Origin of the sequence: Caldimonas thermodepolymerans, from assembly GCF_015476235.1 — a bacterium.
Lineage (GTDB): Bacteria > Pseudomonadota > Gammaproteobacteria > Burkholderiales > Burkholderiaceae_C > Caldimonas > Caldimonas thermodepolymerans.
Genome location: NZ_CP064338.1, coordinates 2,775,884 through 2,798,585 on the forward strand (window position 1 = coordinate 2,775,884; position 22,702 = coordinate 2,798,585).

Annotated in this window: 23 protein-coding genes; 6 read left to right on the forward strand and 17 right to left on the reverse strand. The window is 69.7% G+C overall.

Annotated features, from left to right (window positions below; translation table 11 throughout):
- Nucleotides 1-99: 99 nt before the first annotated feature.
- From IS481_RS13105 to IS481_RS13130, 6 genes are read right to left on the reverse strand one after another with little or no spacing between them, the layout of a single operon-like run.
- Nucleotides 100-486, reverse strand: coding sequence for a hypothetical protein (locus IS481_RS13105; RefSeq protein WP_165908631.1), 387 nt, complete (start codon nucleotides 484-486; stop codon nucleotides 100-102).
- Nucleotides 487-509: 23 nt separating this feature from the next.
- Complete coding sequence (locus tag IS481_RS13110; protein WP_104355855.1) at nucleotides 510-1,628, reverse strand: formate dehydrogenase subunit gamma; 1,119 nt, start codon at nucleotides 1,626-1,628, stop codon at nucleotides 510-512.
- Nucleotides 1,629-1,651: 23 nt separating this feature from the next.
- Nucleotides 1,652-1,888, reverse strand: a complete 237-nt coding sequence (locus IS481_RS13115) for a hypothetical protein (protein ID WP_419186826.1) — start codon at nucleotides 1,886-1,888, stop codon at nucleotides 1,652-1,654.
- A complete protein-coding gene (gene fdh3B / locus IS481_RS13120; protein WP_104355856.1) occupies nucleotides 1,885-2,523 on the reverse strand; it encodes a formate dehydrogenase FDH3 subunit beta in 639 nt (212 codons plus the stop codon). The genes IS481_RS13115 and fdh3B overlap by 4 nt, the downstream gene beginning before the upstream one ends.
- Before the next feature lie 10 nt (nucleotides 2,524-2,533).
- Nucleotides 2,534-5,503, reverse strand: coding sequence for a formate dehydrogenase subunit alpha (locus tag IS481_RS13125; RefSeq protein ID WP_104355857.1), 2,970 nt, complete (start codon nucleotides 5,501-5,503; stop codon nucleotides 2,534-2,536).
- Nucleotides 5,504-5,554: 51 nt separating this feature from the next.
- Nucleotides 5,555-5,761, reverse strand: a complete 207-nt coding sequence (locus IS481_RS13130; protein ID WP_104355858.1) for a formate dehydrogenase — start codon at nucleotides 5,759-5,761, stop codon at nucleotides 5,555-5,557.
- A gap of 464 nt (nucleotides 5,762-6,225) precedes the next feature.
- Between IS481_RS13130 and IS481_RS13135 the strand changes: the two genes are divergently transcribed.
- From IS481_RS13135 to IS481_RS13150, 4 genes are all read left to right on the forward strand, one after another.
- On the forward strand, nucleotides 6,226-6,681 hold the full coding sequence (locus IS481_RS13135) for an Hsp20/alpha crystallin family protein (protein ID WP_104355859.1): 456 nt from the start codon (nucleotides 6,226-6,228) through the stop codon (nucleotides 6,679-6,681).
- A 24-nt stretch (nucleotides 6,682-6,705) separates the two neighbouring features.
- Entirely contained in the window at nucleotides 6,706-7,077 is a 372-nt protein-coding gene (locus tag IS481_RS13140) for an Hsp20/alpha crystallin family protein (protein ID WP_104355860.1), read from the forward strand.
- A 98-nt stretch (nucleotides 7,078-7,175) separates the two neighbouring features.
- A complete protein-coding gene (locus IS481_RS13145; RefSeq protein ID WP_232529280.1) occupies nucleotides 7,176-8,561 on the forward strand; it encodes a sigma-54-dependent transcriptional regulator in 1,386 nt (461 codons plus the stop codon).
- A 15-nt stretch (nucleotides 8,562-8,576) separates the two neighbouring features.
- Nucleotides 8,577-10,553 (forward strand): cache domain-containing protein, encoded by a 1,977-nt coding sequence (locus IS481_RS13150; protein ID WP_232529282.1) that lies wholly within the window; start codon nucleotides 8,577-8,579, stop codon nucleotides 10,551-10,553.
- Nucleotides 10,554-10,574: 21 nt separating this feature from the next.
- Here IS481_RS13150 and IS481_RS13155 read toward each other — a convergent pair whose 3' ends face one another.
- From IS481_RS13155 to IS481_RS13170, 4 genes are all read right to left on the reverse strand, one after another.
- On the reverse strand, nucleotides 10,575-12,104 hold the full coding sequence (locus tag IS481_RS13155; RefSeq protein ID WP_104355862.1) for a malonate--CoA ligase: 1,530 nt from the start codon (nucleotides 12,102-12,104) through the stop codon (nucleotides 10,575-10,577).
- Nucleotides 12,105-12,172: 68 nt separating this feature from the next.
- Nucleotides 12,173-13,156 (reverse strand): Bug family tripartite tricarboxylate transporter substrate binding protein, encoded by a 984-nt coding sequence (locus tag IS481_RS13160; protein ID WP_104355863.1) that lies wholly within the window; start codon nucleotides 13,154-13,156, stop codon nucleotides 12,173-12,175.
- Between the two features lie 71 nt (nucleotides 13,157-13,227).
- Nucleotides 13,228-14,589, reverse strand: coding sequence for a malonyl-CoA decarboxylase (locus tag IS481_RS13165; RefSeq protein WP_232529284.1), 1,362 nt, complete (start codon nucleotides 14,587-14,589; stop codon nucleotides 13,228-13,230).
- Between the two features lie 4 nt (nucleotides 14,590-14,593).
- A complete protein-coding gene (locus IS481_RS13170; RefSeq protein ID WP_232529286.1) occupies nucleotides 14,594-15,232 on the reverse strand; it encodes a GntR family transcriptional regulator in 639 nt (212 codons plus the stop codon).
- Nucleotides 15,233-15,466: 234 nt separating this feature from the next.
- On the opposite strand from IS481_RS13170, the gene IS481_RS13175 reads away from it, so the two are divergent.
- A complete protein-coding gene (locus IS481_RS13175) occupies nucleotides 15,467-16,570 on the forward strand; it encodes an ABC transporter substrate-binding protein (RefSeq protein ID WP_104355865.1) in 1,104 nt (367 codons plus the stop codon).
- A gap of 72 nt (nucleotides 16,571-16,642) precedes the next feature.
- Here IS481_RS13175 and IS481_RS13180 read toward each other — a convergent pair whose 3' ends face one another.
- The 5 genes from IS481_RS13180 to IS481_RS13195 form a co-directional block, all read right to left on the reverse strand.
- The gene (locus IS481_RS13180) at nucleotides 16,643-17,725 is read right to left on the reverse strand and encodes a BMP family ABC transporter substrate-binding protein (RefSeq protein WP_104355866.1); all 1,083 of its coding nucleotides are present in this window, start codon (nucleotides 17,723-17,725) and stop codon (nucleotides 16,643-16,645) included.
- 67 nt (nucleotides 17,726-17,792) lie between these two features.
- A complete protein-coding gene (locus tag IS481_RS13185) occupies nucleotides 17,793-18,833 on the reverse strand; it encodes an adenosine deaminase (RefSeq protein WP_104355867.1) in 1,041 nt (346 codons plus the stop codon).
- A 2-nt stretch (nucleotides 18,834-18,835) separates the two neighbouring features.
- Nucleotides 18,836-19,798 (reverse strand): aromatic ring-hydroxylating dioxygenase subunit alpha, encoded by a 963-nt coding sequence (locus tag IS481_RS13190; RefSeq protein WP_104355868.1) that lies wholly within the window; start codon nucleotides 19,796-19,798, stop codon nucleotides 18,836-18,838.
- An 84-nt stretch (nucleotides 19,799-19,882) separates the two neighbouring features.
- Nucleotides 19,883-20,005, reverse strand: coding sequence for a hypothetical protein (locus tag IS481_RS18500; RefSeq protein WP_259371675.1), 123 nt, complete (start codon nucleotides 20,003-20,005; stop codon nucleotides 19,883-19,885).
- Nucleotides 20,002-20,148 (reverse strand): hypothetical protein, encoded by a 147-nt coding sequence (locus IS481_RS13195; RefSeq protein ID WP_165908632.1) that lies wholly within the window; start codon nucleotides 20,146-20,148, stop codon nucleotides 20,002-20,004. The genes IS481_RS18500 and IS481_RS13195 overlap by 4 nt, the downstream gene beginning before the upstream one ends.
- Nucleotides 20,149-20,247: 99 nt before the next feature.
- Between IS481_RS13195 and IS481_RS13200 the strand changes: the two genes are divergently transcribed.
- Nucleotides 20,248-20,481 carry a hypothetical protein gene (locus IS481_RS13200; RefSeq protein ID WP_104355869.1) on the forward strand — a complete coding sequence of 78 codons (234 nt, stop codon included), beginning with the start codon at nucleotides 20,248-20,250 and terminating at the stop codon, nucleotides 20,479-20,481.
- A 95-nt stretch (nucleotides 20,482-20,576) separates the two neighbouring features.
- Here IS481_RS13200 and IS481_RS13205 read toward each other — a convergent pair whose 3' ends face one another.
- Both IS481_RS13205 and IS481_RS13210 read right to left on the reverse strand, forming a co-directional pair.
- A complete protein-coding gene (locus IS481_RS13205) occupies nucleotides 20,577-21,731 on the reverse strand; it encodes a BMP family ABC transporter substrate-binding protein (protein WP_104355870.1) in 1,155 nt (384 codons plus the stop codon).
- A 50-nt stretch (nucleotides 21,732-21,781) separates the two neighbouring features.
- Entirely contained in the window at nucleotides 21,782-22,702 is a 921-nt protein-coding gene (locus IS481_RS13210; RefSeq protein WP_104355871.1) for an ABC transporter permease, read from the reverse strand.

Here is a 22,702-nt window from a genome sequence, read left to right on the forward strand (position 1 = left end):
GCGACGCCCGGCGCAAGCGCCGGCATGAAGATCGGGTGACTCCAAGTGTGCCTCAAGCCCCGGGAGCGGACGGGGCGGGCCGCCCCTTGCTCGCCCGGCTCACTTCTGCTGCGCGGTCGGCTCCTGCGGGGCGGCCGTGTTGGGCGGCGTGGCGGCCGTCGGTGCGGGCGAATGGGCCCCGGCCTGTTCCAGCGGCGGGGTCGGCTCGACGAAGGGCCCCGGATCGGCGCAGGCCGGGGTCGGGGCCGGCGGCTGCACCGCCTTGCCCTGGGCCTGGGCGTCGCGCCGGTACTGCTCGGCGATGCGGTTCTGCCACACGCACAGCTGGTACGCGCCGACCTTGTCGGCGTGGGCGGCGCGGGCCTTGGCCAGCTCCGCCTTGGCCTGCGCCTCGGCGGACGGCGGCGGCAGCTTGGCCGCCGCGGGGGTGCCGAAGGTCAGCGCCAGGACGGTGGACGCCGCGGCGAGCAGGAAGCGACGCGGCATGGCATCCTCCTTGGGTCGGCCGTTCAGGCCGACGGGGTCACGGGGCGGCCCGAAGGTGCGGGCCGGGCCGACCGTTGCGCCGGGATCTTGCCGGCGCGGATGTCGTCGTACCAGAGCTCGTGGTGTTCGCGCGCCCAGGTTTCGTCGACATACCCGGTCTTCATGGCCTGATAGGCACCTTTCATGCCCACCGTACCCATGTAGATGTGGCCCAGGAACAGCGCCATCATCAGGATGGCCGCGACCGCGTGGACCATGTGGGCCACCTGCATCTGGCCGCGGGTCTCGCCCCAGCCCGGGATCAGCTTGTCGAGCACCAGGCCCGAGCCGACCACCACCAGCCCCAGCAGCAGCACGCCGCCCCAGAAGACGAGCTTCTCGCCGGCGTTGAAGCGGTGCGAGGGCACGTGCTCCCCGGAGAACAGGCCGCCGCCCTTGGCCAGCCAAGCCAGGTCGTCGCGCGTGGGCAGGTTGTCCTTGATGAACGTGAGGATCACCACCACCAGCGACACCGCGAACACCGGTCCGGCGAAGTTGTGCAGGTTCTTCAGCCCGTAGGCCAGCCAGCCGAACAGCGTCCCGCCCAGCACGGGCAGCAGGAAAAACTTGCCGAACGCCATCACGATGCCGGAAATCGCGAGGATCGAGAACGCGATCGCGTTGACCCAGTGCGCCGCCCGCTCGAAGTAGGTGAAACGCTCCACCATCCGCCCGGTGGGCGCGTCGTGCACGTCCAGCGGCCCCTTGCGCCAGTAGAACAGCGCGATGGCCACCAGCACGATCAGCAGCAGCGCCCCGCCGTAGGGCAGGATCCACTGGTTGCGCACCTGGCGCCAGGCCTCGCCGGCGGTCGTGCGCAGCGAGCCGGGATACTGCACCGTGCGCTGGATCAGCACGCCGGCCTCGGGCGCCGGCAGGCTGGTGTAGCCGGCCTGCTCGCCGGAGTTGCGCACGGCGCGCCAGAACGGCGCGTTGTTGCCGGGCTGGCTGCGCGCCCGCTCGGCGTTGGTGTCCTCGGGACGGGGGTCGGCCGGAGCGGTGAAGCCCTCCGGCGGAGCATGGGTCGGTGCTGCCTGCGCGAGCACGGCCGCCGGCATGCACAGCGCCGCCAGCAGCATCAGTCGGGTGATCAGGCCTTGCATGGCATCTCCTGCCGGGACGGACGTCACTGCGTCCGCGTGTACTCGTTCTGCCCCTGGTTGCGGGCACGGATGTGCTGCTCCCAGCTGGCCTTGTCGCCGCGCTGCCAGCCGCCGGCCGCGAAGGGGTTGTCGGTCCCCTGCCAGGCCGGCGTGCCAGCCTTCTTGCGGGCCGCGTCGGCGGTCTGCGGACGCTCGCTGCAGGCCATCAGGGCCGCGGCCACCAGGGCCAGGCCCGCGATGCGGATGGCGCCCTTCATCATGACTTGCCTCCTTCGGTCGCGGTGGCCGGCTGCTGGGTCGGGCCCTGCGTGGGCTTGCCATAGGCGGTGCCCCAGCCCCAGACCTCGCTGCCCTTGCCACGGGTCAGCACGCGGGTGCGGAAGATGTCGGCCACGATGTCGCCGTCGCCGCCGAGCAGCGCCTTGGTCGAGCACATCTCGGCGCACGCCGGCAGCTTGCCCTCGGCCAGGCGGTTGCGGCCGTACTTCTCGTATTCGGCCTGGCTACCCGGCTGTTCCGGACCGCCCGCGCAGAACGTGCACTTGTCCATCTTGCCGCGCAGGCCGAAGGTGCCGTTGCTGGGGAACTGCGGCGCGCCGAACGGGCAGGCGTACGAGCAGTAGCCGCAGCCGATGCAGATGTCCTTGTCGTGCAGCACCACGCCTTCCTCGGTGCGGTAGAAGCAGTCGACCGGACACACGGCCATGCAGGGCGCGTCCGAGCAGTGCATGCACGCCACCGAGATGCTCTTCTCGCCGGGCACGCCGTCGTTCATCGTGACGACGCGGCGGCGGTTGACGCCCCAGGGCACGTCATGTTCGGCCTTGCAGGCGGTCACGCAGCCGTTGCACTCGATGCAGCGCTCGGCATCGCAAATGAACTTCATTCTTGCCATGTCGATCTCCTTACGCTGCCTTCTCGATCTGGCAGACCGTGGTCTTGGTCTCCTGCATCATCGTCACGCTGTCGTAGCCGTAGGTGGTCGCGGTGTTGACCGCTTCACCCCGCACCACCGGCGCAGCGCCCTCGGGGTAGTACTGCAGCATGTCGGCGCCCTGCCAGCGGCCGGAGAAGTGGAACGGCAGGAACACCGTGTTGCGGTCCACGCGCTCGGTGACCAGCGCCTTCACGCGCAGGCGGGCACCGGTGGGCGTCATCACCCACACCGCATCGCCGTTGCGGATGCCGCGGTCGTTGGCCGCCACCGGGTTGATCTCGACGAACATCTCCTGCTGCAGCTCCGCGAGCCACGGGTTGGAGCGGGTCTCCTCGCCGCCGCCCTCGTACTCGACCAGGCGGCCGGAGGTCATGATCAGCGGGAAGCGCTGGCCGATGTCCTTGTTCTGCTGCTGCACGGTCTTGTACAGCGTGGGCAGACGCCAGAAGGCCATCTTGTCGTCGTGCGTCGGGTACTTCTCGACCAGGTCCGGGCGGGTCGAATAGATCGGCTCGCGGTGCTGCGGGATCGGGTCGGGGAAGTTCCACACCACGGCACGCGCCTTCGCGTTGCCGAACGGATGGCAGCCGTGGTTCTTCATCACGACGCGGATGATGCCGCCGGAGGGGTCGGTCTTCCAGTTCTTGCCCTCGGCGGCCTGCTTCTCTTCCTCGGTCAGCTCGTCCCACCAGCCGAGCTTCTTCAGCAGCACGTGGTCGAACTCGGGATAGCCGGTCGTGATGTCGGCGCCCTTGGAATGCGAGCCGTCGGCCGCCAGCAGCGACACGCCGTTGCGCTCGACGCCGAAGTTGGCGCGGAAGTTGCCGCCGCCCTCCATCACGTGGCGCGAGGTGTCGTACAGGTTGGGCGAGCCCGGGTGCTTGAGCTCCGGCGTGCCGTAGCAGGGCCACGGCAGGCCGAAGTAGTCGCCGTCCAGCACGTAGCCGGTTTCCTTGTCGACCCCGCCCTTGGCGCGCAGCGTCTTGACGTCGAAGACGTGCATGTTGCGCATGTGCGCCTTCAGGCGTTCGGGGCTCTGGCCGGTGTAGCCGATGGTCCACACGCAGCGGTTGATCTCGCGCAGGATGGACTCGGGCTCCGGCTCGAGCATGCCGCCCTTGCCCTCGACCATCTTGTAGTTCTTGACCAGCTCCTTGCCGAAGCCCAGCTTCTCGGCCAGCTGGTACATGATCATGTGGTCGGTGCGCGACTCCCACAGCGGCTCGATGACCTTTTCGCGCCACTGGATCGAGCGGTTCGACGCCGTGCACGAGCCGGAGGTCTCGAACTGCGTCGTCGCGGGCAGCAGGTAGACCGCGCGGTTGGGGTTCTGGTCCTCGGGCTTGCCGGGCATCGCCGCCATCGCCGCCGTCGCCGACGGGAACGGATCGATCACGACCAGCAGGTCGAGCTTGTCCATCGCGCGCTTCATGTCCAGGCCGCGCGTCTGCGAGTTCGGCGCATGGCCCCAGAAGAACAGCGCACGCAGGTTGGATTCCTGGTCGATCAGCTCGTTCTTCTCCAGCACGCCGTCCACCCAGCGGGAGACGGTCATGCCGGACTTGGTCATCATGCCGGGGGCATAACGGCTCTTGAGCCAGTCGAAATCCACGCCCCAGGCGGCGGCGAAGTGCTTGAACGAACCTTCGGCCAGGCCGTAGTAGCCGGGCAGCGAGTCGGGGTTCGGGCCGACGTCGGTCGCGCCCTGCACGTTGTCATGGCCGCGGAAGATGTTCGCGCCGCCGCCGGACACGCCGATGTTGCCCAGCGCCAGCTGCAGGATGCACGAGGCGCGCACCATCGCGTTGCCGATCGAGTGCTGGGTCTGGCCCATGCACCAGACGATGGTGCTCGGACGGTTCTTGGCCATGATCTCGGCCACCTTGTAGCAGGTGGCCTCGTCGACGCCGCAGACCTCCTGGACCTTGTCCGGCGTCCACTTGGCCAGCACCTCCTCGCGCACCTCGTCCATGCCGTAGACGCGGTCGGCGATGTACTTCTTGTCTTCCCAGCCGTTCTTGAAGATGTGGTACAGCACCCCGAACAGGAACGGGATGTCGGTGCCCGAGCGGATCCGCACGTACTCGTCGGCCTTGGCCGCGGTGCGGGTGAAGCGCGGGTCGACCACGATCACCTTGCAGCCGGTCTCCTTCGCATGCAGCAGGTGCAGCATCGACACCGGGTGCGCCTCGGCGGCGTTCGAGCCGATGTACAGCGCCGCCTTGGCGTTCTGCATGTCGTTGTAGGAGTTGGTCATCGCGCCGTAGCCCCACGTGTTCGCGACGCCGGCGACCGTGGTGGAGTGGCAGATGCGCGCCTGGTGGTCACAGTTGTTGGTGCCCCAGAACGACATCCACTTGCGCAGCAGGTAGGCCTGCTCGTTGCTGTGCTTGGACGAGCCGACCACGAACAGCGCGTCGGGACCGCTCTGCTCGCGGATCTCGAGCAGGCGCTTGGAGATCTCGTCGAGGGCCTGGTCCCACGAGATGCGCTGGTACTTGCCGTTGACCAGCTTCATCGGGTACTTCAGGCGGTATTCGCCGTGGCCGTGCTCGCGCACTGCCGCGCCCTTGGCGCAGTGGGCGCCGAGGTTGATCGGCGAGTCGAACACCGGTTCCTGGCGCACCCACACGCCGTTCTCGACGACGGCGTCGATCGCGCAGCCGACCGAGCAGTGACCGCAGACGGTGCGCTTGACCTCGACCTTGGTGGCCCCGCCTTCAGCGGCCTTCGGCGCATCGGCCGCACGGGCCTTGCGCACCAGGGTGAGCTGGGAGGCGGCGATGCCGGCCCCGACGCCGATGCCCGAACGGCGCAGGAAGGCCCGGCGATCCATGGTCGGGATGCTGCGGTTCAGCCCCCGGACAAGGCTCGAGACGAGCGTGGAAGAAGCACCGGCGGCTGGGGCCGACCCGGTCGATTTGCGAGTGAGCAGCATGGTGGCTCCTGGCGACAGCTGGGAGAGGAGACGGCGCGATGCGCCCCCCGGTCAGACGCGAGCGGTCTGGTAATAACGTTGCACGTGCTCGGTGAGCTGGTAGCCCTTGCGCTGGCCTTCCTGCGGCGACGGCTGGGGCTCCACCTGGGCCGGTTCCGGCGTGGAAGGCACGAGGCTTGCAACCGCGACGGCAGCGGTGGCCGCGCCGGCGCTGGCGAACAGGCGTCGTCGTGTGATCGATGCTTCTGGTTGGCTCATGGTCGCTTCCTGGCTTCCTTAAACGGTGGCTTGTGCCTCGCATGCACACGAGGCGCAAGCCGATCCTATCGGCGCGGCGCATCGTTTGCACGCCCGGCTTTCCCGGATCGCCGCAGGTACGTTTGCTGCGCCGCAACAAGGCACGCCCGAGGTGCACGACGGCGGACATGCAAGCGCGATCCATGCCAGTGCACACGAGATGCGCACACCCTTGATTTCCGGCAACTCCCGCATGGCGCCCCGGCCGGATGCGACAACTTGTCGCACCCGGTGCGACAATCTGTCATGCTGCGACGCAGCAGCCGTGCCTATGCAAACTGTTGCATACCCGACTCACCTGCTTGGCTTTTGCAGTGCCTGCGACCCTCTTGAAAGCCCCTGCCCGGCGCCCATTTCGGCTTCAGGGACGACACGCCGGTGCCGGTTGGCAAGGCGCCGGCCCGCCAGGACAAGGAGCCATTCCCATGCATGCGACTTCGTTCTTCAGCTTCCCGGATGCCCTGTCGGCCGAGTTCGAGCGGCTGCGCCGGGAAATGGACAGCCTGTTCCAGGCCACCGGCTTCGCGCCCAGCATCCGCTCTGGCGCTCCGGGGGCGTTCCCCGCGCTGAACATCGGCACCACGCCGACCAGCGTGGAAGTCCACGCCTACGCGCCCGGAATCGATCCGTCGAAGATCGAGCTGACGCTGGACCGCGGCGTGCTGACGATCGCCGGCGAGCGCGCCCCGGACGTGCCGGACGGCGACGCCAGGACCACCGTCTACAGCCGCGAGCGCTTCAGCGGCCGGTTCCGGCGTGCGGTCAGCCTGCCCCAGGACATCGATCCCTCGCAGGTAGCGGCCACCTACCGCGACGGCGTGCTGCGCGTGAGCATCGCGCGCAAGGGCCCGGCGCAACCGCGCCGCATCACCGTGCAATGAGCCGTACCTGAAAGGAGCAACGCCATGAGCGATCGTCAACCGGTCCTGCGCCATCCCGAGGAAACGCGCGCCGCCGTGCCGCGCGTGGACGTGCTCGAGGACGAGGCCGGCATCACGCTGCTGGCCGACCTGCCGGGCGTGTCCAGGGAACAGCTGGAACTGCGGGTCGAGGGCGACACCCTGCACATCGAAGGCAAGGTGGCGACCGACGGGCCCGAGGGCCTGGAGCCGCTGTACGCCGAGCTGCGCCTGCCGGCCTACCGGCGCTCGTTCACGCTCAGCCGCGAGCTGGACACCGAGCGCATCGAGGCCAGCCTGAACCACGGCGTGCTGCGGCTGCGCATCCCCAAGCAGGCGCACGCCCAGCCGCGCCGCATCGCCGTGCAGGTCGCCTGAAAGCCAGAGTCCTCGGGAAGGCCGCGTCTCGGGCTACCATCACGGTGTGAACCCTGCCGGGCCGCGGTGTCGCGCCCGGCAGCCCCAGCGATTCCGCCGTGAGCACCCCTGCCGTTCCAGATCGCCCCGACCGAGACCGCGCCGCCGAAGGCTGGCGGCACAGCAGCATCCTTGTCGTCGACGACGAGCAAGGCATGCGCAACTTCCTCGAGAAGACGCTCGCCCCGCGCTGCGGCGAGGTGCATGGCGCCGACAGCGCCGAGGCCGCCGAGGCGCTGATCCGCACGCACCGCTACGACCTGCTCATCCTCGACATCGCGCTGCCGGGCAAGAACGGCATCGCGCTGCTGCGCGACCTGCGCGAGCAGGGCTATTCCGGCGAGGTGATCCTGATCACCGCCTTCGCGGACCTGGACACCGCGATCGAAGCGCTGCGTGCCGGCGCCTCGGACTTCATCCTCAAGCCCTTCCGCGTCACGCAGCTGCTCAACTCGGTGCAGCAGAGCCTGGAGCGCGCCCGGCTGGCGCGCGAGAACTACGTGCTGCGCCGCACGATCTCGCAGCGCACGCCGCCGTTCTCCGGGCTGGTGGGCCATTCGCCGGTGATGCAGCAGCTGCAGCGCGCCCTGCAGCGCGTCGCCCAGGTGACCAGCACGGTGCTGCTGAGCGGCGAATCCGGCACCGGCAAGGAGCTGGCGGCGCTTGCCCTGCACCGCAACAGCCCGCGCGCCAACGGCCCGTTCGTGCCGGTCAACTGCGCGACGATGTCGCCCGAGCTGATCGAAAGCGAGCTGTTCGGCCACGCCAAGGGCGCCTTCACCGGCGCGACGAAGAGCCGCGACGGGCTGTTCTACTACGCCCAGGGCGGCACGCTGTTCCTGGACGAGATCGGCGAGCTGCCGCTGTCGCTGCAGGCCGCGCTGCTGCGGGTGCTCGACGACCGGCGCATCCGGCCGGTGGGCAGCGAACAGCAGGTGCCGGTGGACGTGCGCATCATCGCGGCGACCAACCGCTCGCTGGCCGCCGAGGTCGCCGCGGGCCGCTTCCGCGCCGACCTGTACTACCGGCTGCAGGTGGTGGAGATCGCGCTGCCGCCGCTGCGCGAGCACAAGGAAGACATCCCCGACCTGGTCGAGCACTTCATCGCCACGCTCGCGCCGCAGCTCGGCGTCGAGCCGATCGAGGTCACGCCCGAGGAACTGGAGTACCTGCAGCAGTACCACTGGCCGGGCAACGTGCGCGAGCTGCGCAATCTGATCGAGCGCTCGCTGATCCTCGGCTCGCTCAACGTCTCGGCGCTGTACCAGTCGCTGCCCGCGGCACGGCCCTACCCCGGCACGGCCACCGACCTGCACACCCTCGAGAAGCAGCACATCCTCGCGGTGCTGGAATCGGTGCAGGGCGACAAGACGCGTGCGGCCAAGATGCTCGGCATCTCGCGGCGCACGCTGGAGCGGCGCTGCGCCGAGTGGTCGGTGTCCTGAGCGCGGGACCGGCGCGTGAAGTTCGAACGCCTGTCGATCCGCGCCAAGCTGCTGTGGATGGTGCTGCTGCCGCTGGTGGTGGTGCTGCCGTTGCTGGGCGTGATCCTGCTGGGGTGGAGCAACACCGCGATCGACCGCCTGCTGGTGACCAAGGTGCGCAGCGACCTGGCCGTGGCGCGCGGCTACTTCGACCGCGTGCTGGACGAGGTCAGCACCGGCACCGACATCGCGGCGCAATCGCACCCGCTGCATCTCGCGCTCGCCCAGGGCCGCCCCGAGGCGATGCAGGACCTGCTGGAGCGTTTCCGGCAGCGCGCCGGGCTGGATTTCCTGAATGTCTATGACGCCTCCGGCCGGCTGGTCGCGGCCAGCTGGGGCCTGCCCGAGCAGCCCCGCCTGGCGCTGGACCGCGTGCCGCTGAGCGATGCCCGCCCGGCGGCCAGCGTCGAACTGCTGCAGCCCGAGGAAGTGGCCGGCATCGCCCCGCCCCTGGTGGGACGCCTGGGCATCCCGCTGGTGCCGACCGAAGGCGCGGCCCCGACCGACCGCCAGGTCGAACACCGCGCCCTGGTGGTGCTGGCCACGGCGCCGGTGCTCGACGCGGACGGGCGGCTGCTCGCGCAGGTGCGCGGCGGCGTGCTGCTCAACCGCAACCTCGCGTTCATCGACCACATCAACGAGATCGTCTACCCGGAAGGCTCGCTGCCGTTCGGCAGCCAGGGCACGGCGACGCTGTTCCTCGAGGACGTGCGCATCACCACCAACGTGCGCCTGTTCGGCAACGAGCGCGCGATCGGCACGCGCGTCTCGCAGGCGGTGCGCGACGCGGTGCTGGGGCGCGGCAGCACCTGGCTGGACCGCGCCTTCGTCGTCAACGACTGGTACGTCTCGGGCTACGAGCCGCTGCAGGACCGCCAGGGCCGCCGCGTCGGCATGCTCTACGTCGGCTTCCTCGAGCGGCCGTTCACGCTGGTGAAGTACGCGGTGCTGGCCGGCATCGGCATCGTGTTCTTCGGCGTGATGATCGGTGCCGCCTGGGTGTCGCTGCGACTGGCACGCGGCATCTTCCAGCCGCTGGAGCAGATGGCGCGCACGATGCGCGAGGTCGAAGGCGGCAACGCGCAGGCGCGGGTCGGCGAAGTGGCCTCGCAGGACGAGATCGGGCAGCTGGCCGGCCACCTGGACCACCTGCTCGTTGCGGTGGACGAGAAGACCCGCGCGCTACAGCGCTGGGGCGAGGAGCTGGACCGCAAGGTGGCCGAGCGCACGCGCGACCTCGAGCGCGCGCAGCAGCAGCTGGTGCGCAGCGAGAAGCTGGCCGCGATCGGCCAGCTGACTGCCAGCGTCGCGCACGAGGTCAACAACCCGATCGCCGTGATCCAGGGCAACCTGGACCTGGTGCGCGAGCTGCTGGGCCCCGACGCCAAGCGCGTGGCCGCCGAGCTCAAGCTGATGGACGAGCAGATCGAACGCATGCGGCTGATCGTCACGCAGCTGCTGCAGTTCGCGCGGCCGACGGAGTACGCGGGCTACGTGGAGTCGGTCGACGTGCACCAGGCGCTGGAAGCCAGCCTGGTGCTGGTCGGGCACATGCTGTCCAAGACCCGCATCGAGGTCGAGCGCGACTTCCGCGCCACCCGGACGGTGGGCATCAACCGCCAGGAGCTGCAGCAGGTGCTGATCAACCTGATCGTCAACGCGGTGCAGGCCATGCCCGGCGGCGGCGTGCTGCGGCTGGCCACGCGCGACTGGGAGGACCTGGGCGTGGTGGTCCAGGTCGCCGACACCGGCCCGGGGCTGAGCGAGGAACTGCTGGCCGAGCTGTTCCAGCCGTTCGTCACGCGCAAGAAGGACGGCACCGGCCTGGGCCTGTGGATCAGCCGCTCGATCGTCGAGCGCTACGGCGGCGACCTGCGCGGCGAGAACCGGCCGGAAGGTGGCGCCGTGTTCTCGCTGCGCGTGCGCGGCGAACCGGTGGAGGCCGCCGGCTGACGCGCCGGCGGCCGCACGCACTCAGGAAACGAACAGTGCGCGGTGCTGCTCGCGCAGCAGGTTCTTCTGCACCTTGCCCATCGCGTTGCGCGGCAGCTCGGGCTCGAAGAAGATGCGCTTGGGCACCTTGTAGTTGGCGATCTGCTGCTTCAGCCGCGCGATCATCTCGGCCTCGTCGAGCTGGGCGCCAGGCCGCGGCACCACGATCGCGATGACGCCTTCGCCGAAGTCGGCATGGGGCACGCCCACGACCGCCGATTCGGCCACGCCGGGCATCTCGTTGAGGTGCCCCTCGATCTCGGCCGGATAGACGTTGTAGCCGCCGCTGATGATCAGGTCCTTGCTGCGGCCGACGATGGTGAGGTAGCCGCGCTCGTCGAAGCGGCCCACGTCGCCGGTCCTGAACCAGCCGTCCGCGGTGAACTCCTCGGCGGTCTTCTCGGGCATGCGCCAGTAACCCTTGAACACGTTGGGCCCGCGCACCTGCACGTGGCCGATCTCGCCGACCGGGCAGGGCTGCCCCGCATCGTCGACCACGCGCACGCCCACGCCCGGCAGCGGCTTGCCGACCGTACCACCGATGCGCTCGCCGTCGGCCGCACGGCAGGGGTTGGAGGTGAGCATCACCGTCTCGCTCATGCCGTAGCGCTCGAGGATGGTGTGGCCGGTGCGCGCCTGCCATTCGCGGAAGGTCTCGATCAGCAGCGGCGCCGAACCCGAGATGAACAGCCGCATGCGCGCACACGCCTCGCGGGTCAGCCCCGGCTCGGCGAGCAGCCGCACGTACAGCGTCGGCACGCCCATGAACACCGTGGCGCGCGGCAGGCGCTCGATCACCGCACGCGGCTCGAACTTCGACAGCCACAGCATCTTGCTGCCGTTGAGCAGCGCGCCGTGCGAGGCGACGAACAGCCCGTGCACGTGGAAGATCGGCAGCGCGTGGATCAGCACGTCGCCGGGCTGCCAGTCCCAGTAGTCCTTCAGCGTCAGCGCGTTGCTCAGCAGGTTGCCGTGCGTGAGCATCGCCCCCTTGCTGCGGCCGGTGGTGCCGGAGGTGTAGAGGATGGCGGCCAGGTCGTCGGCGCGACGCCGTGCCGGCGCGTGGCGGTCGCCCTGGCGCGCGGCCTGCTCGAGCAGCGTGCCGGTACGGTCGGCATCCAGCGTGTAGACGTGCGCGACGCCCGCGGCGTCGGCCAGCTCACGCACCCAAGGCAGGTTGCGGCTCGCGCACACCACCACCCCGGGCTGCGCATCGTTGAGGAAATACTCCAGCTCGGCCCGCTGGTAGGCCGTGTTCAGCGGCAGGTAGACCAGCCCGGCGCGCAGCGTGGCGAGATACAGCATCAGCGCTTCGACCGACTTGTCGGTGTGCGCTGCCACGCGGCTGCCGGCCGGCAGCTGCAGCGACTCGAGCAGGTTCGCCAGCATCGCGGTGGCACGCTCGAGGTCGTTCCACGTGTAGCCGAGCCCGTCTTCGGTCTCGATGGCGATGCCGTCCGGCCGCGCGAGGAAGGCCGTCTGCAGGGCACAGAAAAGGTTCTCGTTCTTCATCGTGTGAGGTCTCCGGTCGCGGGCGAGCGCGCCGCCCGCGTCCCCGACGCCCCGGCGGTGCCGGTACTTCAATCCAGCTTGGCGCCGGACGCCTTGGCCACCTCGGCCCAGCGCTTCACTTCTTCGGCCACGAATGTACCGAATGCCGGGCCGTAGGTCTCGGGAATCTCCGAGCCGAGCGAGGTCCAGGTCCTGCGGATCTCCTCGGAGGCGAAGGCCTTGCGCAGCTCGGCGGTCATGCGGTCGATCGCCTCCTTGGGCGTGCCCTTCGGCACCCACAGGCCGTACCAGGTACTGACCTTGTAGTCAGGGATGCCCGCCTCGGCCGAGGTCGGGATGTCGGGGAAGCCCGGCGCGCGTTTCGGTGCCGCCACCGCCAGCGGGCGGATGCGCCCGGCCTTGATGTGGCCGGCCGACGAGCCCAGGCCGTCGAACATCATCTCCACCTGCCCGGCGATCAGGTCCTGCAGGGCCGGGCCGGCGCCGCGGTAGGGAATGTGCGTGATGAAGGTGCCGGTCTGGATCTTGAACAGCTCGCCAGCCAGGTGGTGCGAGGTGCCGTTGCCGGCCGAGCCGTAGTTCAGCTTGCCCGGCTTGGCGCGCACCTCCGCGAGCAGCTCCTGGACGGTGTTGATCGGCAGCTTCGGGTTGACGACGATCACCTGCGGCACGTTGGAAACCAGGCCGACCGGCGTGAAGTCGTTCAGGATGTCGTAGTCCAGCTTGGGGTACATCGCCGGCGCGATCGCGTGGTGCACCGCGCCCATGAAGAAGGTGTAGCCGTCGGCCGGAGCGCGCGCCGCCACCGACGCGCCGAGCGTGCCGCCCGCGCCCCCCTTGTTGTCGATCAGCACCTGCATGCCCAGCTGCTTGGTCAGCACCGCGGCCAGCGGTCGGGCAAACGCATCGGTGCCGCCGCCAGCGGGGAACGGCACGATGATGGTGATGGGCTTGGACGGCCAGGTGTCCGCCCGCACCGGCGAAGCACCGATAGCTGCCGTTGCGGCCACCGCCAGCGCCAGCGCGCGCACTGCATCACGACGTGTAAGCATGTCTCAGGTCTCCTTGGTGGTTGGTCGATGTCGAAGAGATGAGCCCGACCCTCGCTCATGGACGATGCCTGTCAAAGCCTTTGCGCGATCCGCTTCGAGCAGACGACCTCGCCGTGCACGAACCGGTCGTGCCGCTCCTCCACTTCGCCGAGGTCGTAGAGATAGTTGACCATCAGGCCGAGCGACTGCTTCAGCCCCTTGCGGCCGGTGTCGGCCGCCCAGTTGATGCGCTCCAGTCGTGCGCCGTTGCCCAGGTGGAAGCGCGCCACCGGGTCCCCGCGCGGCGTGACCGACTCGTGCGCCAGGTAGTAGTGCGCCAGCAGTTCGATCGCATCGCGCAGCTCCGGCGGTGCGGCATCGGGCGTGAAGTCGCCCGGCATCCCCGTGAGCTCCGCGCCGAACCGCTCGCGCAGCGCGGCGTCGGCGCGCTGCAGGCGCTCACGCAGCCTCGGCTTCGCCGCGCCGGACGCCCAGTCGTGCGGCTGGCGCAGCCACGCAGTGAAGCCGGGGATGGGCGACAGGGTGCAGAACGTGCGCAGCTGCGGGAGCTCGCGGTGCAGGTGCTCGGCGACGCGCTTGATCAGGAAGTTGCCGAGCGAGACGCCCTTGAGGCCCGGCTGGCAGTTGCTGATCGAGTAGAAGGTGGCGACCTTGAAATGCCTGGGCGCCAGCGGCGGCGAGGCCGGATCGATCAGCGGCCCGATCGCGCCGGGCATGTCCGGCACCAGGGCCACCTCGACGAAGATCAGCGGCTCGCCGGGCAGCTGCGGATGGAAGAAGGCAAAGCAGCGGCGATCGGGCTGCAGGCGGCGGCGCAGGTCGGTCCAGCCGGCGATCTCGTGCACCGCCTCGTGCTCGATGATGCGCTCCAGCAGCTCGGCGGGCGAGCGCCAGTCCATCTGCTCCATCTGCAGGAAGCCGGCGTTGAACCACGACGACAGCAGGTGCTGGAAGTCCGCCTCCACCGCGGCCAGGTCCGGCCGCTTGGGCAGGAGGGTCAGCAGCACCCGCCGCAGCGCGACGATGGCCGCCGTGCCGCCCGGGGCCCGGTTGAGCCGCCGCAGCAGCTCCTGGCGGGGCGGCTCGGCCGCGGTCGTCAGGCGGATCAGGTGCTCGGCCGTGGGCGCCTCGGCATAGCGTTGCGCGGCCTGCAGCACTTCTTCGGGGTCCGGTCCGAACTGCTGCTCCAGCAGCTCGAAGAACCCCACCAGCTGTTCGGGCGGCAGCGCCAGCAGCTCGCGCTGCAGGTGGGCCGCGATCGCGATGCTGTTGGCCTCGCCGCGCTCGGACAGCAGGCGCCGGCAGGTGTCGGCCACGCGCTGCATGCGGCGCGGGTCCGTCGCGCCGCGGCGCGCGCGGGCGCGCAGCGAGGAGATGCCCAGGCGCAGCGTGGAAGACGGCAGGCTGAACATCTCGTGCGCTCCCTTGGCCATGGTGTCAGGCCACGCGTGACTGGGCCGCCTCGCTGGCGCGCAAGGCCTTGAGGGCGGCCAGCTGGGCCATGAGGTGGTCGTGCATCAGGCGCTGGGCACGCTCGGCATCGCGTGCGCACAGCGCGTCGAGCAGCTCGCGGTGCTCGGCGATCGACGCCTCGAAGCGACCGGGCTGCGCCAGCTGGCGCCCGCGCAACATCCGCATGAAGCCGCGCAGCTGGTCGGTCGCGCGACTCAGCCACCCGTTGTGGGCGACCTCCTGCACGCGGGTATGGAACACGTGGTTGGCCCGGTAGTAGCCGTCGGCATCGTGGGCGGCGGCGTGCCGCTCCAGCTCGCCGTGCAGCAGCCGCAGTTCGGCCAGCTCGTCGTCGCTGGCATGCAGCGCGGCCTCGTAGGCGCAGCGGCCCTCCAGCAGCGCCATCACCGGGAACAGCTGCTCGGCGTCGTCCTCGGACACCTCGGTCACGACGCAGCCGCGCCGCGGCTGCAGCGTGACCAGCCCTTCGGAGGCCAGCACCTTGAGCGCCTCGCGCACCGGCGTGCGGCTGACGCCCCATTCCTGCACCAGCGCCAGCTCGTCGATGCGCTGGCCCGGCAGCAGGCGACGCTCGAAGATCAGCGTGCGCAGGCGCGACGCCACCTCTTCATGCAACGAGGCCGTACGGATCGGACTGCACGAAAGCGTGACAGAAGTGACAGATGTCATGGCCGATACCGGGCGTTCAAGGTAACCTGCGGCTTCACGAACCTTAAAACTGAATGAATACTAGGATCCAGAATTCATAATTACAAGTAAGGGTTGACCCTGCGCCTGCCGGGTCTGCAGAAGAAGAAACCACAAAGGGGCACCACCCCTTCTTTTCGGAGGATCGACATGAAACGACTGCTTGCGGCATTGGCCATCGGCATGGGCTTGAGCGCTCCGGCGTCCAGCCAGATCCTGATCGGCCAGACAGCCGGGTTCAGCGGGCCGGTGGCCGCCGGCGTCCGGGAGACGACCGACGGGGCCCTGCTGTACATCGAGTCGGTCAATGCCCGCGGCGGCGTCAACGGGCAGAAGATCGAGCTGATCTCGCTCGACGACGGGTTCGAGCCCAAGCGAGCGGCGCAGAATGCGCAGGAACTGATCGTCGACAAGAAGGTGGTCGCGTTGTTCCTGGTGCGCGGCACGCCCCACACCCAGGCGGTCATGCCGCTGCTCGAGGAGCACAAGGTGCCGCTGATCGCGCCGTCCACCGGGGCGATGGCGCTGCACTCCCCGGTCCATCCCTACGTGTTCAACGTACGCGCCACCTACCAGCGTGAGGCCGAACGCGCCGTCCGGCACCTGAGCCTGATCGGCATGGACCGCATCGCGGTGCTGCAGGTCGACGACTCCTTCGGTGCCGACGCGATCGAGGGCGCCAACGCCGGGTTCGCGGCGGTCGGCAAGAAGCCGGTGCTGCTGGAGAAGTTCGACCGCAGCAAGCCCGACTTCAGCCAGATCGCCCCGAAGGTCGCTCAGGCCCAGGCGCAGGCGGTCCTGTTCATCGGTTCGGGCTCGGCGGTGGCCGACGGCACCCGCGCGATCCGCCAGGCCGGCTCGCGCGCGCAGATCGTGACCCTGTCCAACAACGCGGCCAGCGGCTTCATCAAGCAGATGGGCGAGAACGCGCACGGCACCATCATCTCGCAGGTGTTCCCGTACGAGCGTTCCATCTCCTCGCCGCTGGTCAAGGAGGCCGCCGACCTCGCGAAGGGTCGCAACATGGAGATCTCGCCGGCCATGATGGAAGGCTTCGCCGCCGCCAAGGTGCTGGTCGAAGCCCTGCGCCGCGCCGGCCCCAGCCCGACGCGCGAACGCATCACCGCCGCGCTGAACGGGCTGAAGAACTTCGACATCGGTGGCATGGAGGTCAGCTACAGCCCGACCGACCACACCGGCCTGGACTTTGCCGACCTGTCCATCGTCGGGGCGGACGGCAAGTTCCGGCGCTGACGCGCGCCCCGGGGCGGGCAGGCGGCCCGCATCGCGCCGGGCGCGGGCCGCGGCCTGCGCCGCAGGCGCCCTTCAGCGCTTCGGAAAGCTGCCGACCACGCCGTCGACGTACCAGTCCATCGTCGCCAGCGCCTGCTCGTCCATCACGCCGTCGGCCTGGCGCAGCCGGCCTTCGTTGTCGAGGATGGGGCCGGCAAAGGGATGGAAGCTGCCTCTTGCGATGTCCCGCTCGCGCTGGCGCACCTGCTCCGCGACCGCTGGCGGCACCTGCTTGCCGAACGGGGCCAGCCGCACCACGCCTTCCTTGAGGCCGCCCATGAACTGGCGCGGGCGCCAGCGCCCTTCGAGGACCTGCAACGCCGTGTCCACGTAAAAGTCGCCCCAGTGGTGCGTCACGGCGGTGAGCTGGCCACGCGGGGCGAGCGCGCGCATGTCGCTGTGGTAGGCGATGCTCATCGCGCCGCGCGCCTCGGCCGCCTGGATCGCGGCGGTGGAGGCGCTGTGGTGGGTGATCACGTCCACGCCCTGGTTGACCAGCGCCAGGGCGGCGTCGCGCTCGCGCGCCGGGTCGAACCAGTTGTTGACCCACACCACGCGCACCTGCGCCTTGGGGTTGACCGCACGCATCCCGCGCGCGAAGGCATTGAGCCCCTGCACGACCTCGGGCACCGGGAAACCCGCCACGTAGCCGGCCTGGCCGCTGCGGCTCAGGTGGCCGGCGACCATGCCGGCGAGGTAGCGCCCCTCGTGGAAGCGGGCGTTGTAGGTGGCGACGTTGGGCGCGGTCTTGTAGCCGCCCATGTGCTCGAACACCACCTCGGGGAAATCGGCCGCCACCTGCAGCGTGGGGTCCATGTAGCCGAAGCTGGTGGTGAAGATCAGCCGGTGGCCCTGCTGCGCCAGGTCGCGGATCACCCGCTCGGCGTCCGGGCCTTCGGCCACGTTCTCGACGTAGGTGGTCTGCACCCGCGCACCCAGCCGGCGTTCGAGCTCGAGGCGGCCCAGGTTGTGCTGGAAGGTCCAGCCCGCTTCGCCCACCGGGCTGACGAACACGAAGCCGACCTTGAGGGGAGCGGGGGTGCGGGCGAAGGTGGCGGGCAGCAGCGTGCCCAGTGCGGAGGCGGCCAGGAAGGCACGCCTGAGGTTTTTGTACATGGTGTTCCTCTACATGGCCCCGGGGAAACGGCACGGCTCCTGGGGCGCGGAGCCGAAGGCGACGATGCTACCGGAAGCGCGCGAACACGGCGTCCAGCTCGGCGATCCAGCGCGCCTTGTCCGCGTCGCTGGCAAAGCTGGCCTCGAGGCTGTTGCGCGCCAGCGTGTAGGCGTGGCCGGCGTGCAGCTGCGGCAGCGCCGCGAAGGCCTCGAGGTAGTTCTGGTTGACGTAGCCGCCGAAGTAGGCCGGGTCGTCCGAGTTGACGGTCACGCACAGGCCGCGCTCCAGCAGCGTGGCGAGGTTGTGCTGCGCCATCGTCGGGAACACGCACAGCTTCACGTTCGACAGCGGGCACACGGTCAGCGGCACGCGCTCGGCGGCCAGGCGTTCGACCAGCGCCGGGTCCTCGACGCAGCGCACGCCGTGGTCGATGCGCTCGGCGTGGAGCACGTCGAGGGCCGAACGGATGTAGGACGCCGGCCCCTCCTCGCCCGCGTGCGCGACCAGGCGCAGGCCGAGCTCGCGGCACTTCGCGAACACGCGCGCGAACTTCTCCGGCGGGTTGCCGCGCTCGCTGCTGTCCAGCCCGACGCCGATGAAGTGATCGCGCCAGGGCAGCGCCTGCTCCAGCGTCGCGAAGGCCTCGTCCTCGCTCAGGTGCCGCAGGAAGCACAGGATCAGCTCGGAGCTGACGCCCAGCTCGCGCTGCGCCGTCTCCTTCGCGCGCGTCAGCCCGCGGATGACGGTCTCGAACGGCACGCCGCGCGCGGTGTGGGTCTGCGGGTCGAAGAAGACCTCGGCGTGCACGACATGGTCGGCCTGGGCGCGGCGGTAGTAGGCCATCGCCATGTCGAAGAAGTCTTCCTCCTTCAGCAGCACGCTGGCGCCGGCGTAGTAGATGTCCAGGAAGCTCTGCAGGTCGGTGAAGGCGTAAGCCGCACGCAACGCGTCCACGTCCGGATACGCCAGCCCGACCTGGTTGCGCTGCGCGAGCTGGAAGATCAGCTCGGGCTCCAGCGAACCCTCGATGTGGATGTGCAGCTCGGCCTTGGGCATGGCACGCAGCAGCTCGGGCAGGCGATCGCGGGCGATGGACTCGTACGACATGCTCAGCAGACTCCGAAGGTGATGCCCTGCTCGCGCAGGTAACGACGGTAGGCGGCGCTCAGCCGGTCGGCCGCGCTGTGCAGCTCGCCGCCGGACAGCGGCAGGCGGCGGGGCACCTGGGATTCGACCACCGGTTGGTCCTGGGTGAAGATGGTGTGCTGGAAGGCGCGCAGTTCCTCGTCGCTCGAGGCGAAGTCGGTGACGGCCATGCGGAACCACACGCGGCTGCGCTCGGGCTCGACCGGGCAGACGAACAGCGAGATCACGTCGCGGTAGCCGTCCTGCTTCTGCGGCAGCTTGGTCAGCACCGCGGTGTACGGTGCGGTCACCGCATAGGTGTACTCGACGTCGCTGCCCTCGGTGGACAGCCGGTTGCTGCGCGGCTGCCAGGCACGGCAACCGGTGGCCAGCACGCCGGCCGCGGTGGTCTCGACGCGGTAGTCGGCCTGCGCGACATGCTCGCGGTCGCCCAGCCAGCCCTCGTGCACGAAGCCGAAGTGCGACATGTCGAGGAAGTTCTCGACCACGCGCGGCGCGCTGGTGGCCACGTCGTAGGGGCCGACCGTGATCTTGCGCAGGCGCTCGTCGGCCTCGGTCTCGAACTCGGGCGCCGGGGCGTCGCCGGACAGGCACACCCACAGCAGGCCGGCGCGCTCGGCCACAGCGTAGGCGCCGACCTTGTGCCCGGGCGGCGGCGTGAAGTCCGGCAGCGCGGGCACCTGCACGCAGCGGCCGCCGGCCTCGAAGCGCCAGCCGTGGTACGGGCACTCCAGCCGCCCTTCGTGCACGCGGCCGAGCGACAGACGCGCGCCGCGGTGCGGGCAGCGGTCGTCGAAGGCGTGGACCGCGCCGTGCGCGTCGCGCCAGAGCACCAGCGGCTGCTCGAGCAGCCGTACCGGCAGGGGGTTGCGGGTCGACAGTTCGTCGCAGGCTGCGACGGGATGCCAGAGGGTGGATTCGATCATCGGGGATTGCATGACCGGGAGCCTAGCAAATCGGCCGTTCGCGCGCGTTGCGCCAGCACGGAACATGCCAGCGCACCGCATGCTTCAGCGCGCCGGCAGGTCCGCCTCGAGGCGCTTGAGCGCCTGCAGCGGCGGGATGGTCTCGTACATCACCGGGTCGAGCAGGTCCCGGACGATGCCGCAGGTCGGCTGGTGCGGATGGCTCACCTCGATGGTGCGCGTGGGCGTGAAGATCGCGTCGCCACGGCGTCGAAGCCCTCGGGGTACAGGGTCTCGCGCAGCACCTGGCAGTCGTGCGCCACGGCCGCCGCGGGCGTGTGCACGCCGATCTTGCCGATGCGGTAGGGCATGCCCCGCTCGGCGCCGAAGAAGCCGTGGCCCTTGCCGAAACGCCCCCCTCCTCGTGGATCGCGCCGGTGCCGGTGACCAGGTAGTCGATCGAGGGCAGCGTGTCGCGGATCTCGGCCGGCGTCACCGGGCGGCCGTGGCGCTCCATGCCGTCCAGCGTCGCGGGCATCGTGCTGCCCTGCTGGTGCGCCAGCAGCGACCATGCGTTCTCCGCGATGGCCGCGGCCGGCATGCTGCACTTGCGAGTGCAGCACGTGGCGCCGAGGCTGGGCGAGCGCGCCACGCAGCGCCTGGGCGTGCTCAACGACCTGCGCCGCGAGATCGACGAGGAGTGAGCCCCGCGGTGCGGGCGGGGCGTCGCCCTGCCCTGCGGCGCCACGACGAAAAAAGGCCGCCCGCAGGCGGCCTTTGGAGGTATCCGGGAACGGGATCAGTTGCCCGCCGGGACCTTGCCCTCGACGCCCTTGACGTACCAGTTGATGCCGTGCAGGAACTTGTCGTCGGCCACTTCGCCGTCGGCCAGCACCTGCTTGCCGGACTGGTCGACCACCGGACCCTTCCAGATCACGTAGCTGCCGTCCTTCAGGCCGGCCTTGATCTTCTCGACCAGCTCGCGCACGTCGGCCGGCACCTTGTCGGACACCGAGACCAGGTCGATCGCGCCTTCCTTGACGCCCCACCATTCGGCACCGGTCGTCCAGGTGCCGTTCAGCACGTCGTTGACGGCCTTCTTGTAGTACGGCGCCCAGTTGATGACCGCCGAGCCCAGGTGCGCGTTCGGGCCAAAGGCGCTCATGTCCGAATCCCAGCCGAAGCCGAGCTTGCCGGCCTTCTCGGCGGTCTGCAGCACGGCGGCCGAGTCGGTGTTCTGCATCAGCACGTCGGCGCCCTGGTTGATCAGCGACTGGGCCGCCTCGCCTTCCTTGGGCGGGTCGAACCACTTGTTGACCCACACCACCTTGGTCTTGATGTCCGGGTTCACCGACTGGGCGCCCAGCGTGAACGAGTTGATGTTGCGGATCACCTCGGGGATGGGGATCGACGCCACCACGCCCAGCGTGTTGGTCTGGGTCATCTTGCCCGCGATCACGCCGGCCATGTACGCGCCCTCGTAGGTGCGCGCATCGTAGGTGCGCATGTTCTCGGACGTCTTGTAGCCGGTGGCGTGCTCGAACTTGACGTCGGGGTGGTCGGCCGCGACCTTGAGCATCGGCTCCATGTAGCCGAAGGTGGTGCCGAACACCAGCTTGTTGCCCTGGCTGACCATGTCGCGGATCACGCGCTCGGCGTCGGCCGCCTCGGGGACGTTCTCGACGTAGCTGGTGACGATCTTGTCGCCGAACTCGGCTTCCAGTTCCTTGCGGGCGCGGTCGTGCGCGTAGGTCCAGCCGGCATCCCCCACCGGACCGACGTAGGCAAACGCGATCTTGAGCGGCTCTGCCGCCGGCGCGGGCGCTTCGCTCACCGGGGCGGGGGCAGGCGCAGGGGCCTCTTCCTTCTTGCCGCAGCCCGCCAGCGCAGCCGCAGCCACCAGCGAGCCCAACCCTGCCAGCTTGAGCAGGGAACGTTTGTTCAGGTCGGTCATGGGGTTCTCTCCGAGAAAGAGCGAGGTAGGAAAACGGTGATTATGGGGAATCAGCTGCCCGGGTAGAAGGACTTGCCGAGCGAGGCCGGCATGTTCACCCGGATCCAAGTCGGGTTGCGCGAGATCAGCACCAGCACCACGATGGTGGCCACGTAGGGCAGGGCCGTGAGCACCTGGCTCGGGACCTGCACCCCCTGGCCCTGGAGGTGGAACTGCAGCATCGTCACGCCGCCAAACAGGTAGGCTCCTAGCAACACCCGTGCCGGTCGCCAGGTCGCGAAGGTGGTCAGGGCCAGCGCGATCCAGCCCTTGCCGGCGATCATGCCTTCCACCCACAGCGGGGTGTAGACCACCGACACGTAGGCCCCTGCGATGCCGCACAGCGCCCCGCCGGTGACCACCGCCAGCAGGCGCAGCCGGCGCACCGGGTAGCCGAGCGCATGCGCAGATTCGGGCGACTCGCCGATCGCGCGCAGCACCAGGCCGCCGCGCGAGCGGTACAGGAACCAGGCCAGCGCGACGGTCAGCGCGATCGCGAAGTAGACCATCGGGTGCTGCTTGAAGAAGGCCGGGCCGAAGAACGGCACGTCGGCCAGGCCCGGGATCTCGAAGCGCGGGCGCTCCGACAGCTTGGCCTGCGTGTAGCCGATGCCGACGAAGGCCGAAAAGCCGGTACCGAACAGGCTCAGCGCCAGGCCCGAGGCGTACTGGTTGGTGTTGAGCCAGATCACCAGCACGCCGAAGGCGGCGGCCATCAGCGCGCCCGCGCCCGCGCCGGCGGCAAACGCCAGCCAGTCGCTGCCGGTGTGCACCGCGGTGGCGAAGCCGGCGATCGCGGCCACCAGCATCATGCCCTCGGCGCCCAGGTTGACGATGCCCGCGCGTTCGTTGATCAGCAGGCCCAGGCCGGCGATGGCCAGCACGGTCCCGGCGTTCAGCGTGGCGGCGATCAGCAGTGCGATGGCGTCCAT